Annotated in this window: 14 protein-coding genes; 8 read left to right on the forward strand and 6 right to left on the reverse strand. The window is 46.3% G+C overall.

The features are described from left to right. Positions 1-21: 21 nt before the first annotated feature. Together ACVLR6_RS08295 and ACVLR6_RS08300 are read right to left on the reverse strand one after the other, a co-directional pair. Complete coding sequence (locus ACVLR6_RS08295) at positions 22-876, reverse strand: MaoC family dehydratase (RefSeq protein ID WP_104489202.1); 855 nt, start codon at positions 874-876, stop codon at positions 22-24. Positions 877-1,041: 165 nt separating this feature from the next. Next, positions 1,042-2,433 (reverse strand): 3-oxoacyl-ACP reductase, encoded by a 1,392-nt coding sequence (locus ACVLR6_RS08300; RefSeq protein ID WP_180069590.1) that lies wholly within the window; start codon positions 2,431-2,433, stop codon positions 1,042-1,044. 242 nt (positions 2,434-2,675) lie between these two features. Here ACVLR6_RS08300 and ACVLR6_RS08305 point away from each other — a divergent pair, with 242 nt between their 5' ends. Further along, positions 2,676-4,187 (forward strand): acetyl-CoA C-acetyltransferase, encoded by a 1,512-nt coding sequence (locus ACVLR6_RS08305; RefSeq protein WP_045795462.1) that lies wholly within the window; start codon positions 2,676-2,678, stop codon positions 4,185-4,187. Positions 4,188-4,291: 104 nt separating this feature from the next. Here ACVLR6_RS08305 and aceI read toward each other — a convergent pair whose 3' ends face one another. Further along, a complete protein-coding gene (gene aceI, locus ACVLR6_RS08310; RefSeq protein WP_005178621.1) occupies positions 4,292-4,726 on the reverse strand; it encodes a chlorhexidine efflux PACE transporter AceI in 435 nt (144 codons plus the stop codon). A gap of 98 nt (positions 4,727-4,824) precedes the next feature. On the opposite strand from aceI, the gene aceR reads away from it, so the two are divergent. From aceR to ACVLR6_RS08330, 4 genes are all read left to right on the forward strand, one after another. After that, complete coding sequence (gene aceR, locus ACVLR6_RS08315; protein ID WP_005178622.1) at positions 4,825-5,715, forward strand: HTH-type transcriptional regulator AceR; 891 nt, start codon at positions 4,825-4,827, stop codon at positions 5,713-5,715. A 95-nt stretch (positions 5,716-5,810) separates the two neighbouring features. Continuing rightward, positions 5,811-6,794, forward strand: a complete 984-nt coding sequence (tal, locus tag ACVLR6_RS08320) for a transaldolase (protein WP_455994961.1) — start codon at positions 5,811-5,813, stop codon at positions 6,792-6,794. A 91-nt stretch (positions 6,795-6,885) separates the two neighbouring features. Further along, positions 6,886-7,539 (forward strand): leucine efflux protein LeuE, encoded by a 654-nt coding sequence (gene leuE, locus ACVLR6_RS08325; protein WP_104489198.1) that lies wholly within the window; start codon positions 6,886-6,888, stop codon positions 7,537-7,539. 108 nt (positions 7,540-7,647) lie between these two features. Beyond that, positions 7,648-8,826, forward strand: a complete 1,179-nt coding sequence (locus tag ACVLR6_RS08330) for a benzoate/H(+) symporter BenE family transporter (protein ID WP_168370568.1) — start codon at positions 7,648-7,650, stop codon at positions 8,824-8,826. A gap of 25 nt (positions 8,827-8,851) precedes the next feature. Here the strand turns inward: ACVLR6_RS08330 and ACVLR6_RS08335 are convergent, their stop codons facing one another. Next, positions 8,852-9,871, reverse strand: coding sequence for an alpha/beta hydrolase (locus tag ACVLR6_RS08335; RefSeq protein WP_005178627.1), 1,020 nt, complete (start codon positions 9,869-9,871; stop codon positions 8,852-8,854). Between the two features lie 284 nt (positions 9,872-10,155). Between ACVLR6_RS08335 and ACVLR6_RS08340 the strand changes: the two genes are divergently transcribed. After that, a complete protein-coding gene (locus ACVLR6_RS08340) occupies positions 10,156-10,599 on the forward strand; it encodes a universal stress protein (RefSeq protein ID WP_005178628.1) in 444 nt (147 codons plus the stop codon). 106 nt (positions 10,600-10,705) lie between these two features. Further along, a complete protein-coding gene (locus tag ACVLR6_RS08345) occupies positions 10,706-11,152 on the forward strand; it encodes a universal stress protein (RefSeq protein ID WP_005178630.1) in 447 nt (148 codons plus the stop codon). A gap of 70 nt (positions 11,153-11,222) precedes the next feature. Here the strand turns inward: ACVLR6_RS08345 and ACVLR6_RS08350 are convergent, their stop codons facing one another. Next, positions 11,223-11,438: a hypothetical protein gene (locus ACVLR6_RS08350; protein WP_005178631.1), complete on the reverse strand. Its 216-nt coding sequence runs from the start codon at positions 11,436-11,438 to the stop codon at positions 11,223-11,225. A gap of 240 nt (positions 11,439-11,678) precedes the next feature. After that, the gene (gene pepN, locus ACVLR6_RS08355; RefSeq protein ID WP_455994966.1) at positions 11,679-14,285 is read right to left on the reverse strand and encodes an aminopeptidase N; all 2,607 of its coding nucleotides are present in this window, start codon (positions 14,283-14,285) and stop codon (positions 11,679-11,681) included. Between the two features lie 664 nt (positions 14,286-14,949). Here pepN and ACVLR6_RS08360 point away from each other — a divergent pair. Beyond that, entirely contained in the window at positions 14,950-15,207 is a 258-nt protein-coding gene (locus tag ACVLR6_RS08360) for a hypothetical protein (protein WP_005178638.1), read from the forward strand. The last annotated feature ends 121 nt before the right edge of the window (positions 15,208-15,328 follow it).

Raw genomic sequence — 15,328 nt, forward strand, 5'->3', positions numbered from 1 at the left:
TTTGGACTTAGGCGCTATGACTTAAAGTGGGCGAATGCTACCGCTGACATGCGGCTTCTGATTCTTTTTGCTGCGAATCAGGAAGTCAGTATTTTGTGCCTGCTGCGCCGTCAAGAATTCCACCTGAGATGGCAGATACATTGGCAATTTAAACCAGACATCGGCTTCATATGCATCTGGCAACTGGATATTGGCCAGCGCTTTGGCTTTACTCCACATACCATGTGCAATGGCCTGTTTAAAACCAAAGGCTTTGGCGGTTAACGCATGAATATGGATCAGGTTAAAATCTCCCGATGTCAGCGCATAACGACGACCGGTATTTTCCGACACATCCCATTGTCCTGCCGGTACATAATCCGGTACGGCACTTTCTGCTGCTTTGGCCGCGGGCTTGTTGCCACTTTTCTGACGTGACAAATAGGTGGTTAAACCTTCCATCACCACTTCATTACCAACTTTAGCAGTGGTGATAAAATCAAACTGTACGCCTTTGTCATGTGGCTGCAATTCACCAAACTTGCAGGATAAAGTCAGCTGCTCATTCACGCCAACTTTACGGTATTGCTTGAGCTGATTGCGGATATGCACCAGACCTAAAATCGGAAATGGGAAAGCTTCCGCAGTCATCATGTGCATTTGCAGGCTTTGCGATAACACCGCCAGATAAATGGCCGGAATATAGCCGTTATTTTTAAAACCACAGACTTCGTTATAGGCTTTCAAATGTTTCTGGTCGACCTTGAATGAATCCACCACATATTCAACTTGCGGCAGAACTTTTTCACCCTTCGGCTTTTTAAAAATTAAGCCCTGAATCACTTTTGGATAGGCTAAATACGGCTTGGGAAGTTGACTAAAATGGCGAGTATTCATACTGAACCTTTGGAATATTTATCTTTTAAATCACCCTTTCTTTAATAAGAATTGGGTTTTCTATTTTAATTCCCTCAAATCCCTCCCGACCTCCCTTCAAAAAGGGAGAAGAAGTCCCCCTTTATTAAAGAGGGATTTTAGGGGGGATTCCGAGTGAGGGATATATTAAGCCCCTAACAGACTCTGACCACAAACACGCACCACGTTACCATTTAAACCGGTAGATGCAGTTGAGGCAAAGAAGGCAATGGTTTCTGCGACATCAACCGGTAAACCGCCCTGACTCATCGAGTTCATACGGCGGCCCGCTTCACGAATGGCAAACGGAATGGCCGCAGTCATTTGGGTTTCAATAAAGCCCGGAGCCACAGCGTTAATAGTCACACCATTTTTCAGCACCGGTGCCGTATATTTCACCACTCCAATCACGCCTGCTTTTGATGCTGCATAGTTGGTTTGGCCCAGGTTACCGGCAATCCCTGAAATAGACGATACGCAGATAATACGGCCATTGGCATTCAGACCGTCATTTTCCAGCAGATAGTCATTCACGCGTTCAATAGCAGCCAAGTTAATGTTAATCACCAGATCCCACAGTTCAGGCTTCATATTAGCCAGTGTCTTGTCACGGGTAATACCGGCATTGTGCACGATAATATCCAGACCGCCCTGTGCAGCAGCTGCCGCTTTAATCTGCTCGCCCGCATCAGCGGCGGTAATATCAATCGCCAGGGTTGAACCCCCAATTTCAGAGGCAACACGGTCCAAGTCGGCCTGTTGCTGTGGTACATCCAGACAAATCACATGCGCACCATCACGTGCCAATACATGCGCAATCGCTTCACCAATACCACGGCTGGCACCAGTCACAACCGCGGTTTTACCTGCCAATGGTTTAGCCCAATCCACATCGACTGTATCTGCTTTAGAAACACGAATCACCTGACCCGATACATAAGCCGAACGCGGTGACAAGGCAAAACGTAAGCTCGATTCCAGGTTTGCTTCAGCGCCGTCATCAACATAAATCAGATTGGCGGCAATACCTTTTTTAAACTCTTTCCCGACCGATTTAACAAAGCCTTCCAGCGCACGCTGTGCAATTGCATGTTTTACCGTTTTGGCGGTTTCTGGCGTGGTGCCAATGACCACTACACGGCCAGAGGCCTGAATCTGGCGCGCCACCGGATTAAAAAAGTTATAGAGCACATTTAACTGCTCAGAGTTCTGAATACCTGAGGCATCAAAGACCACCGCTTTAAATTTAGATTCTTTATCGCCCGCGTTAAAAGCACACAGGTTTAAACCGGCTTGTGCAGCAGCCTGCTGTAATTCTGCATTATTGCCGGCATAGCTGTTGGCATGGATATTGGCCAGGACCTGGGCAATTGCACCCGATAATGTGCTTTCCGGCGCTGCGCCCAGCAATACTGCACCCTTGACCACAGGCGTGGCGCTGTCAAAACGCTCAAGGAAAGTTGGGGATGGCAAGCCTAAATTTTTAATGACAAATTTACCAATTGGAGATTTTGCAAAAGCTTGGTATTGGTCAGTCATGATTATTATCTCTCAGACAAAATGAATTTGTGATTAATCTAAAGTTATCCTTTAGCTTCAATATGATGTCAGATACTTTGTATTTCAATAGATCGATCAGTTTGTTATGAATAATACTTGAGATCATATACAGATGACTTGACCTGAAAGCATTCTGCAATGTCATTGTAGTCAATTCAGGCTATTCTAGATTATGCTAATGTAACCCCTAAGAAGATCATCAACATGCTTGGAAAAGCCTTATGAGCAAAACAACTCAAGAAAATCCGGCGGTCGAAAATTCTGCTACAGAAACTGTGTCAAATACATCAAAAAGTACAACGCGTACAACCAAAAGTTCTGGCACGGCAAATTCGTCAGCAAACCCTGCGGCTAAACCTGCACGCACCCGTGCGGCGTCTACCCGTAAAAAAAGTACAACCCCTCCTCCTTCTGAAACTACAACTGAAACATCTGGTCAACAGGATAATACCATGAGCCAAAACACTGTCCGTCGCGTTGCGATTATCGGTGGTAACCGCATTCCATTTGCACGTTCAAATGGCGCTTACTTCACTGCCTCAAACATCGATATGTTCACCGCCGCTTTAAATGGTCTGGTAGAACGTTATCGTTTAGAAGGCCAACGCCTCGGTGAAGTCGTTGCCGGTGCCGTACTCAAACACAGCCGTGATTTTAACATGACTCGTGAGTGTGTACTGAACACTGAATTGGCTCCTGAAACACCTGCTTACGATATTCAGCAAGCGTGTGGAACCGGTTTGCAGGCAGCTTTTTTAGTGGCCAATAAAATTGCTCTGGGCCAAATTGAAGTCGGTATTGCTGGTGGTGTCGATACCACTTCCGATGCCCCGATTGCTTTTGGTGACGGTTTACGTAAAGCCCTGCTGGAGCTGAATATTGCCAAAACCGGTAAAGACCGCTTAAAAGCGCTGACCAAAATCAATATCAAAGACCTGATGGATGCACCGAAAAATGGTGAACCACGTACCGGTCTGTCAATGGGTGACCATCAGGCGATTACTGCGCTGGAATGGGGCATCTCGCGTGAAGCGCAGGATGAACTTGCTGCATCTTCACACCAGAAAATGGCAGCCGCCTATGAAGCAGGTTTCTTTGATGACCTGATCACACCATTCTTAGGTTTAGAGCGTGACAACAACTTGCGCCCGGATTCTTCAGTAGAGAAACTGGCTAAACTGAAACCAGCCTTTGGTAAAGGTGATGCGCGTACCATGACCGCAGGCAACTCAACCCCACTGACCGATGGTGCATCTTGTGTTCTGCTTGCTTCTGAAGAATGGGCCAAAGCCAATGGTCATGACGTACTGGCTTACTTAACCTTCCAGGAAACGGCTGCAGTTGATTTTGTCGAGAAGAAAGAAGGCCTGCTTATGGCGCCAGCCTATGCCGTACCACGGATGCTGGAACGTGCCGGTCTGACTCTACAAGACTTTGACTACTATGAAATTCACGAAGCTTTTGCTTCACAAGTGCTGTCGACCTTAAAAGCCTGGGAAGATCCAAAATTCTGTAAAGATCGCTTAGGTCTAGAAGCACCATTGGGTTCAATTGATCGTAACAAGCTGAACGTAAAAGGTTCTTCTCTGGCTGCTGGTCACCCATTTGCTGCAACCGGCGGACGTATTCTGGCGACTGCTGCCAAACTGCTGAATGAAAAAGGTTCAGGTCGTGTGCTGATTTCAATCTGTGCTGCAGGCGGTCAAGGTGTAACAGCGATTGTCGAGAAGTAATTTCCCCTGCCTTCACTGAAAAAGCCACTGCCTGGTGCAGTGGCTTTTTTTATGGACGTTTTATTACCTTTTTATTGTCTGCTCTTAAATTCATCAGACGTATTTTAAACAGACTCACGATAGGCCGGTGCATAGCCCAAACGTACCTCAATCGCGTCATAACCCCACTGGAAGATAAAGGTATAGACCAAAATACATAAGGTCAGGCTTAAATCCAGCAAAAAGGCCTCGGGCAGACTCATCTGCATGGCATAGGCCACCATTGGAATGGTGGCTAACATTAAGCCACCCTCAAAACCAATGGCATGTAAAATCCGTACTTTCACCGTACGCTGGAGCTGTCTGCGTGCTTCAAATTTTTCAAAAAAATGATTAAACAGCATATTCCACAAGACCGAGGTTACTGCCATGGCCACACCCAGGCTACCGGTCACTTCCAGCGGCATCTTGAAAATCAGGCTTAAAGCCAGGGCAATAATCACCAGTAAAATCAGTTCATAACTCAAGGCATGAATTAATCTTCTTTTCGACAGCAGCATGTTAAACCGTATCTATTTCATCAATTGCTGCCATCTTATTTTTAAATTATCGACAAATCGAGTTAGAATCTTTCAATATTATTGACAGGTTGCTGCCCATGAATGTGAACCAGGAACAGCTGATCATCTTTAAAACCGTGATTGAATGCGGTTCTTTTTCCGCAGCGGCGCGGCAACTGGGAAAAGTGCCATCTGCAGTAAGTATGTCAATTGCCAATCTGGAAATTGACCTGAACCTGAATCTGTTTCAACGCATCGGGCGTGAACCGGTGCCGACCGCACAGGCATTAACCCTGTATGAAAAGACCGAGCAACTGCTGGTTGAAATGAACCAGTGGAAACAGCATGCCGCAGCGTTAAGTGAAGGGCTGGAATCAGAACTGAATATTGTGGTGGTGTCCGAGCTGATTCATAGCGACTGGACCCAGTACATTGCCCTGCTGCAGCAGGAATTTCCAACGCTACAGATCAATATATTTTCAGCGCCACAGGAAGATGCCATGCACATGCTGGTCGAACAGTCGGCGCAACTGGCAGTGATGTTTGAACGTGAACAGCTCGACAGTGGCGAGCAGTTTGTAGAACTGAAACGCGAAGCCTTGGTGCCGGTGGCGGCCCGAGATTTTGCCTTGGCTCAACAGGCACCGGTCAGCTTTGAAGCTATTTTGCACAGCCGGCAAATTGTGGTGGCCAGCCGTGACCGTCGTATTCAGCCGGAACTGTTATTTTCCAAACAGTACTGGCGCACTGATAATCATCATACTGCCTGCTCGTTAATTTTACAGGGTCTGGGCTGGGGTGTGTTGCCGCTGCAAATGCTGAATGAAAACCCGAACTTAAAGCAGCAACTACAGGTTTTGGACTTTCTGGATTTCTCGCCCAAGTTTGAATATTTTGTCGATCTGGTCTGGAGCCGTGAAAGCAAACTGGGGCTGGCTGCTCGTTTTTTGATTAATCACTTGCGCAATCAACGAAAAAGCACAAATTAGACACTGATCTGTAACGCTTTTCACTTGGGTTAAATCCAGTTTGTGTTATAAATAATTGCATAAGCAATAACCGAACAACTAGAGAAGCGGATTCAATGACACAGAACGCCTTAAACCAATTAAAACGCTTAACAACTATTGTGGCCGACAGCAGTGACTTAACTGCCATTGAAAAGTTTCGTCCTTTAGATGCAACAACCAACCCGTCTTTAATTACCGCGGCGGCTGAACAGGCCGACAGCAAACCGCTTTTAACCGAAGCCTTTGATCAGGCCAAAGCAGAAGGTTATCAGCAAGACGAGCTGATTGAACGCACCATTGATATTTTAACCGTCAAGTTCGGGGTAGAAATTCTTAAACTGATTGATGGCCGTGTCTCGACTGAGGTAGATGCCTCGCTGTCTTATGATACAGATGCCACTATTGCCAAAGCCAAAGAACTGCTGGCGCTATATAAAGAATATGGTATTGATCAGAAACGCATCCTGATTAAAATTGCTTCAACTTGGGAAGGCATTCAGGCCGCAAAACAGCTGGAAGCAGAAGGCATTCATACCAATTTAACCTTGCTATTCGGTCTGCATCAGGCATATGCCTGCGCTGATGCCAACGTCACGCTGATTTCCCCTTTTGTCGGGCGTATTCTGGACTGGTACAAAAAAGCCGAAAATGTCATGTACTACCCAATTGAAAAAGATCCGGGTGTGCTGTCCGTGAAAAAGATTTACCAGTTCTACAAACAGCATGCGGTGAAGACTGAAATCATGGGTGCCAGCTTCCGCAGTATTGATCAGGTCTTGGCGCTGGCCGGTTGTGACCTGTTAACCGTTTCACCCAACCTGCTGGCCGAACTGGAACAGGATGAGCGTGAAGTCACAGCACAACTCTCAAGTGACACGATTGAAGCTCAAGGCGAGCTGGAGCCGATCACAAAAGAGAAATTTAAACAGCAGCTGGAACATGACTTAATGGCCTTCCAGTTACTGCAAAGCGGTATTGATGGCTTTATTAAAGCGCGTGAACAGTTAAGCCAGTTATTGCGCCAAGGCTTTGGTATTGATGCCGAAATTAAAGCTTAATTTTTCTGTTTAGCCGCGCCGCTGTGCGCGTATTCCAGGCCGATGTTGCTATATAATGCTGCATCGGCCTTTTTAGTTCTCTGGATTTCCTGTGTTTGGTATCACTGACGTAATGACGTTCATTATTGGAACCATTTTAATTGTGATCCTGCCCGGCCCCAACTCTTTATATGTGATGTCAATTGCCTCACGCTTTGGCATTAAAGCCGGCTATCTGGGCGCTTTAGGCGTTTATACCGGTGACCTGATTTTAATCCTGTGTACCGCCTTTGGCGCAGCCTCCGTGCTACACAGTTTTCCATGGCTGTTTATAGCGCTGAAAATGATTGGCGCGCTGTATTTAAGTTATTTGGGCATACGTCTGATGATTGCCGCCTATCGCACCTGGCAGCCCGAGAAAAGCCGCTCGACTCAAACCAAGAATAGCAGCAGTACGCCAGAACAGGTTCATCCTTTTCGCACCGCATTAACCATTAGTATTTTAAATCCGAAAGCGATTCTGTTTTATCTGTCTTTTTTTGTGCAATTTGTTGATCCGGCCTATCCTTATCCGGCGCTGACCTTTACCCTGCTGGCTATTATTCTGCAAATCATCAGCATGAGTTATCTGTCAATTCTGATTTTTTCCGGAATGAAACTGGCAACCTATTTCAACCGGAATTACCGCCTTACCGCGACCGGTGTGGCCGCAGTTGGCCTGCTGTTTTGTGGTTTTGGCTTAAAACTGGCCAGCTCGACCCTATAAAAATCAAGCAAAATTTTTAACTTCTGATAAAGATTTGAGCGTTTAGATGGCCATTGAAAGGCGTATGATTTATCGGCTTTCTCTCCCATTTTTATTGTGCAACGGATTATGCAAAAGCTTATACATGATTTTTCTATTCCGGCTGTTTTTGCTGGATTTATCACTTTTTTAATTGGTATTAGTGTTTCTGCCGTACTGGTGATTCAGGCGGCGCAAACTTTAGGGGCCACAGCCGAACAGATTACCTCCTGGTTCTGGGCTTTGGGTCTGGGCATTGGCCTGTCTGGCTTGCTGCTCTCGTGGAAATACAAATATCCGGTGTCGACGTCCTGGTCAACCGCCGGACTGGCCCTGATTATTGCCACGGGCAGTGGTTATAGTCTGAATCAGGCTATTGGGGCTTTTCTGGTGTGTGGCGTGCTGACTGCACTGTTGGGTTTTTTCGGTATTTTTGAACGTCTGTTTCGTTATATTCCACAAAGCCTGACCAGCGCCATGCTGGCCGGCGTGCTGCTGAAATTTGGTATTGCCTTGTTCGCCAGTATTCAACATGAATGGGCATTTATTCTGTCTTTACTGGCAGCCTATGTACTGTCAAAACGCTTCTGGCCACGCTATAGCATTGTACTGACCGTAATCGCGGCGATGCTGCTGTGCCCACTGGTACTGGATTTCCATTTTCCTGTGGTGAGCTGGTCATTGGCACAACCAGTGTGGATCAGTCCGGAATTTAGCCTGCCCGCGATTTTGGGTCTGGCTTTACCGTTGCTGGTGATTAATCTGGCCTCTCAATATTTGCCCGGCATCGCCATTATTAAAAGCTACGGCTATCAGCCGCATGTTAATCAGTTGCTCGGCTGGACCGGTACCGCGCAGGCCGTGTTATCGCCTTTTGGCTGTTATAGCGTGAATATTGCAGCGATTAGTGCCGCCGTTAGTCTGGATCATCAGGTGCATCCGGACCCATCAAAACGCTATATTGCCGGCATGAGCTGTGGCCTGTTTTATATCCTGATGGGCTTGTTTGCCGCCACCTTAACCAGCCTGCTGATGTCTTTTCCGGCAGTGCTGATTACTGCATTGGCCGGTATCGCCCTGTTTGGCACCATTGGCCATAACGCCTTTATTGCCTTTAAAGAGGTCGATGACCGGGAAGCTGCATTAATGACCTTTTTACTAAGCGCTTCAGGCATCCAGTTCTGGGGCATTGGCTCGGCCTTCTGGGGACTGGTTTGCGGTGTGGTGGTGTTACTGGTGATGAAATTTCCCTGGAAAGCCAAATCCTAAAGACTAACATGATGACCAGCAGATTTTAGGGCGCGGATCTATCTGTCTGATCCGCTTTACTATAATCGGCCAGAAATGACAGGGTCTGCTCAAAAGTCTGCTGGCTTTCGGGCAGATGCATTAAGAACTGATATTCATGAATCAGCCAGCGTTTAGAGTCGGGATAAAATACTGCTTTTACTGGCACCTGCTGCTGCTTTAACACCTCTAACAGCGGTAAAGATTGAGTATCAGTCAGAAAATCCTTATTGCCGCCACTTAAAAATACCGGTGGAAACGCGGGAGTAATATGCTGAATCGGTGAAATCTGCTGCAGAAATTCCGCATCCTGTTTGCGGTCGCCGGTATAGGCCTGCACCATGTTATAAATGCCCCACTCGACAATTTTGATTTCATCCGGCGCGGTTTTAATAAAATACGGTAAATCATAAATCCCGCAGTGCAAAATCACCCCTTTCAGCTGTGTTAAGGCCAGAACCGGCACAAATTCCGAATGCGCGGCAAATTCCGGATTACTCAACAAAGCTGCATAATGGCTGGCCAGATTGGCACCGGCAGAATCTCCAGCCAGAAATAGTTGCTCGGCATCAACACCAAACAGCGCGCCATGTTCCTGAATATAGGCCAGTGCCTGATTAATCTGGTGTAACTGGGTGGGATAAGTCGCCGCTGGCGCCAGTTGATATTGCAGTGAAAACACCGGATAACCGGCATCTGCCAGCCGTTTAAAATAACCGCGCGCATGGGCTTTGGAACCGGAAATCCAGCCACCGCCATGAATCCAGACCACGGCCGGGCGTAATCCGGTATCATCAGGTGTCTGTGCTGGCAAATAGACATCCAGGCTTAAATCCGGATCTTGCTGATACTGGATATTTTCCAGCACCCGCACCTGCTGCGGTGCATCCCGATCCATCAGTTTCTGTTGCAATTGGGTGGTCAGATTAAATGCGCCAGCAATAATACGGCTATTACCGGCTGTGCTTTGGCAGCCACTCAGTACCAGCAGCAAGCTCATGCACAGACTTAACATCAGATACTTCATTTCACCCATCTTCCTGTTTATACAGCTGTTTTATTTTTCTTCACTATAAAGCAGCCGCCGCGCAGATGGAACCCGGTTTTTCACGACAATGCGATCTGACAATGTAGAGTATTCCAGTCAGAATTATTTGTTAAATCAAAGACCTACTTAAGTGGTATTGTGATTGAAAATCTGTATCTTTTTTGCAGACAGAACACCGGAATAAATTGAATGCCCCCCGGTGATGTGCTATCTATAGAGTATAGCTAAACATTAAGTTCATTATATCAATAAGGAGTTTCTCCATGGCGTATCAGCATATTCTCGTTCCGGTCGATGGTTCTCAAATTTCCTATTCTGCGGTGCAACATGCAGCTGAAATTGCCCGTGCCTTTAACAGTCAGCTGAGTCTGGTGAGTCTGGTGGCGGAAGACCCGTTCACTGATGCCGATTTCTATTATTCATCTGCCATCATGAAAGAATACTTTGTACAGGCACACGGTAATGCACAAAAAGCCCTGAAAGAAGGCCAGCAAATTGCCGAAGCTGCAGGCGTTACTGTAAGTACTAAAATTGTGGAAGGTGAAGTATCGGCCAAGCATGTGGTTGAAGCTGCACAAGAAATGGGCGTTGACCTGATTGTGATGGGTTCACACGGTCGTAAAGGCTTCCAGAAATTCCTGCTCGGTAGTTTTGCTCAGGATGTACTGCGCAGTTCTGAATTGCCGGTGCTGGTCATTAAGGCCTAATTGCCCTACTACAGTCCAGAATCCTGAATGCTTTTGATGTACTTTCATTCACTGTCAGTTTCAATAAAGCCCGCGATATTCATATGTAAAAATAAGGAAAACTGTCATGACCAGCTATAAACATATTCTTGTTCCAGTGGATGAATCCCCGATTTCTTATGCTGCTGTAGAACAGGCTTTAAGTCTGGCCAAAGATTTAGGCTGCCAGGTCACGGTAATGAGCGTGATTGCGGTTGACCCATTTGTCGGCGTCGATTTTTATAAAGTTGCTCCGGCCATTACCGACTATTTCATGCAGGCCGAAAAAAATGCCAAACTGCGCTTGCAGGAAATTCTTGATTCTTTCCAGCGTGAAGGCGTGCAGGTCGATCAGAAACTGGCGCACGGCGTTTCACCCTCAGATGGCATTATGCAGATTGCCGATGAAGTCGGTGCCGATCTGATTATTATGGGCTCACATGGCCGGACCGGTTTCAAGAAAATGATGCTGGGTAGCGTAGCGCAAAACGTGCTGACCCAATCGCCTATTCCGGTGCTAATTGTAAAAGTCTAAAGTAAATCTAAAGCTGCCATAAAAAAACTCCTCAACGTGAGGAGTTTTTTTTAAATCTGCTGAACAGCGGTCAGGGTTTGGAAATTTCCTGATGCAATGCCTGTAAAAACAGTTCTGCTTCAATTTTATTCGGAAAGATGCGCTGATACAGCCCCTTGTCCTGCATCGAGTGTGGTGTATATTCAATAGACACCATAAAACGCTCTTCATTCAATATTCTGTTCACTCTTAACGCAATAATATGTCGTGAATTCAAGTAAAAACCATCTTCAATTTTAACCAGCATCACTCAACCTCTTGTTCACGCCAGAACCCGGCTTTTTCACCTGAACCTTTACAGACTAAAAATAAAAAAGCCCACCACAATGATGAGCTTTTTTATTTAAATTATCTAAACACGTTTCAGCCTTAATTTAGCATACTCCCCGCGAATATGCGGGAAAGTTCACATAAAGTTACAGCTAAATACCGAGAAAATAAAATAAATCTTCATTATTCTATTTTTTCGAGCGAAAGCTGCACCGGTTTAGACATTCAGCATACTGTTTAAAGTTTCAACCACGTTTTTCGATTTCACCAAGGGCTTCAAGGTTTCCAGGGCCACCTGTACCTGACTGCGCTGTGGTTCATCCAGCGTATACCAGCGTGACAGCACCTGCAGCAAACGTGAACCTAAAATCGGGTTCTTTTCATCGAGGTATTTGGCCAGATGGATATAATGCTGCACCCCAAAACTCCAGGTATTTACCGGATTCATATTCAGACCACCACTGACCGAACGAATGCGGTTTGGCGTACCCAGATCATAGTCCGGATGCTGGGTTAAGGTATGAATGGTTTCAGCCGTTGCATTTGGATGGGAGGCCTGTACAGTAAACCACTGGTCTAAAGACAGCGCTTCATCTTTAAAGCGGTCATAGAAATCCTGCAGGCAGGATTCGGCTTGCGGTGCATCATTCCAGACCAGTACACGTAGCGCGCCTAAACGTTCTGACATATTGCCAGTATTCTGATACTGCTGATGCGCCAGATCAAAGGCTTCGGTATCGCCCTGACGTGCCATCAGACTGAGCATAATATTCTTCAGCGCACGCACGCCCATGGCCTGTGAAAACTCTTTTTGCAGGTCCGGGTCCAGACTTAAGTAAGTTTCCTTACAGAAAGCACCCAATTCACGCGCCAGCGTATTTAACAAGGCTTCACGTTTTTCCTGAATGTCCACCGGACTATAGTGCTGATCAATCCGGCTGCCCAAATAACCTTCACTTGGTACATCAAAAATTCGTGAGGCCAGTAACGGGTCCTGATTGACCAGTGCCGGCACCGTGTTTTTCATGGCCTGAAGATAACTTTCTACCGCATGACCATTTAGCAAAATGCGCTCCAGCAAGGTCTGCGTCGCCTGCCACTGGTTAAAGCCGTTGGTTTCATACTGCATCAGGAAGGCCAACTCGGCATCACTGGCATCAAATTCCAGATTTACCGGCGCCGAGAAATTACGTAACAGCGACACCACCGGTTTGGCATTAATGCCGCTAAATTCGATGGTTGCCTCATCCTGATCAAACAGATACACGCCATCTTTTACGCCATTTTCAAACAGGGCCTCAGATTGCAGCGCATATTGCTCGCCGGTTTCAGCATTAAACAGCGCCAAAGCCACCGGAATTGGCACGGCTTTCAGGTCTGGATATTTCGGATGCGCTTTCAGGCTCTGTTTAAAGCTTAAACGATAGGTTTGAGTCGAAGCATCATACTCGCCATGTGCCTGCAGTTTTGGAGTACCCGGCTGGTTATACCAAGTTAAAAATGCCGATAAATCAACGCCTGAACCCGCAGTCAGTGCCGCAACCCAGTCTTCGACCGTCACCGCCTGACCATCATGACGGCGGAAATACTCATCGGTACCCGCGCGGAATTTTTCCTTGCCGAGCAAGGTCGACATCATGCGGTTAATTTCCGCCCCTTTTTCATACACCGTGGCGGTATAAAAGTTATTAATTTCAACAAAATGATCTGGACGTGGCGGATGCGACAATGGGCCAGAATCTTCCGGGAACTGATGCGCTTTTAATACAGCGACATCATCAATCCGTTGTACTGCGGCCGATTGTAAATCTTCTGAAAACGACTGGTCACGGAAAACGGTCAAGCCTTCTTTTAGACACAGCTGGAACCAGTCACGACAGGTAATCCGGTTACCGGTCCAGTTATGGAAATATTCGTGTGCGATGACCGACTGAACCCGCATAATTGCCGCATCGGTGGTGTATTCTTCATCGGCCAGCACGCAAGAGGTGTTAAAGATGTTCAGGCCCTTGTTTTCCATCGCGCCCATATTGAACTGGCTAACCGCCACAATCATATAGTTGTCGAGGTCATACGGCAGACCATAATATTCTTCATCCCAGCGCATGGAATGTTTTAACGCTTCCATGGCGATGTGACATTTAGGAATATCTTTTTCTACCGCATAAATTTCCAGTGCCACATTACGGCCTTCAGAAGTCACATAGCTGTCTTTCAGCACCGCTAAATCGCCGACCACACAGGCAAACAGATAACTTGGCTTTTTGGTCGGGTCCTGCCAGATCGCATAATGACGCTGGGCATCGACCTCGCCTTTTTCAATCAGGTTACCATTGGCCAGCAGCACCGGATATTTTTTATCGGCTTCCACCCGGGTAGTAAATACCGACAGCACATCCGGACGGTCCGGATAGAAGGTAATTTTACGGAAACCTTCCGGCTCATTCTGGGTCACAAACAGATCACCAGCCTGATACAGACCTTCCAGCATGGTGTTGCTTTCCGGATGAATCACCACCTGAGTTTCAATACGTGCACGATCTGGCGCATTCTGAATTACCAGCTGTTCAGCATCAAGCTGATAGTCATTTTCGGTCAGTTGCTGACTGTTCAGATGAATAGATTTCAGCTCAAGGTCACGGCCCAGCAGCACCAGATCACCTTCGGTCTGGCGCTGCATCTCCAAAATAGCATTGACGATGGTGTGGTCTGCATACACCTGAATATCCAGATTAATTGAATCCACCAGAAATGCAGGTTTTTGATAATCTTTTAAATAAATAGTTTGGTCTGCTTCAACCACTGGATTTGCTGCGATATTCATATCATGTCCTAATTGTTTATACGCCGGGGCATTATGCGGATGATGTCTTGATCATACGCCAACTTTTTCAGTCTGTCTGCTGAATGCGCTTCTGTTCTAATATGGGCATCCGGCCACAACTTTTCAATTCATCATTCAACTAAATCTGTTTAAAAATACAGAGATGCTGAATTATGCAGCGAATCCAACAGCTTAATCTGCCCGCTAAAATCTTCTCGCGCTGGTGTTGCGCCATGCTGGTGCTGTTCTGCCCATCTGACCTGAAATTCTGCGCTATTGAGATACAAGTTCCTACATAAAGCTGCCACTTGACTACATTCTGTAATCAAAGACCTGTGATCTGTGCAGCTAAAAATATACTGCGAGATAAAACCGGATAATTTCCCAAGTCTAAACAGAGGCTTATTTAGACTTCGTCAAGATAAATCCGGTGACAATTCGCCAGCATTTGCGAAGGGAGATTTATTCAAATTTAGCTTTTCAATTTCGCTTCTAGAGTCAAACAGTTATCGGCTAAATGACGCTTTCAGTTGGATGGATCGCCATTTCAGCGTAGGTCATTACATTATTTTCAAATCGGCTACATTTTGTGCACGCTTCTTGCTTGTATTTAAAGGCGCCGAGCGCATGATAACAATGATGAAAAAACGAGAAGAGGTGTGAGATGTATTTAAAAGAGCATATCGTCCGTGTAGAAAATATTAAAACCCTGCAAACCCTCGATCAGGCCAACATCGACCATAAAGTGATTGCCCTCTTTATGAGCTGTGAAGGCATTCCCATGCAGACCAATGAAGTTACCTCTATTTTGAATACCTATGATGCCCTGGGCAGCAAGAAAATCCCAAGCAAAAAAGTACAGGCACTAATTCAGGCCAAGCAACTTGGTGAGGAGGATGATTCGCTACCGTGTCCGGTATAATCTTCTCTCCTCTAACTTCCATTTAAAATACGGCGTCCTGCCGTATTTTTTATGAAAAAGAGCTGTTCAAGTCAGGGCGTTTAAATTCAGCATAGTGTCCAAGTTTTCTGCTTTATGTTTT

This window comes from Acinetobacter sp. T63, from assembly GCF_053852345.1.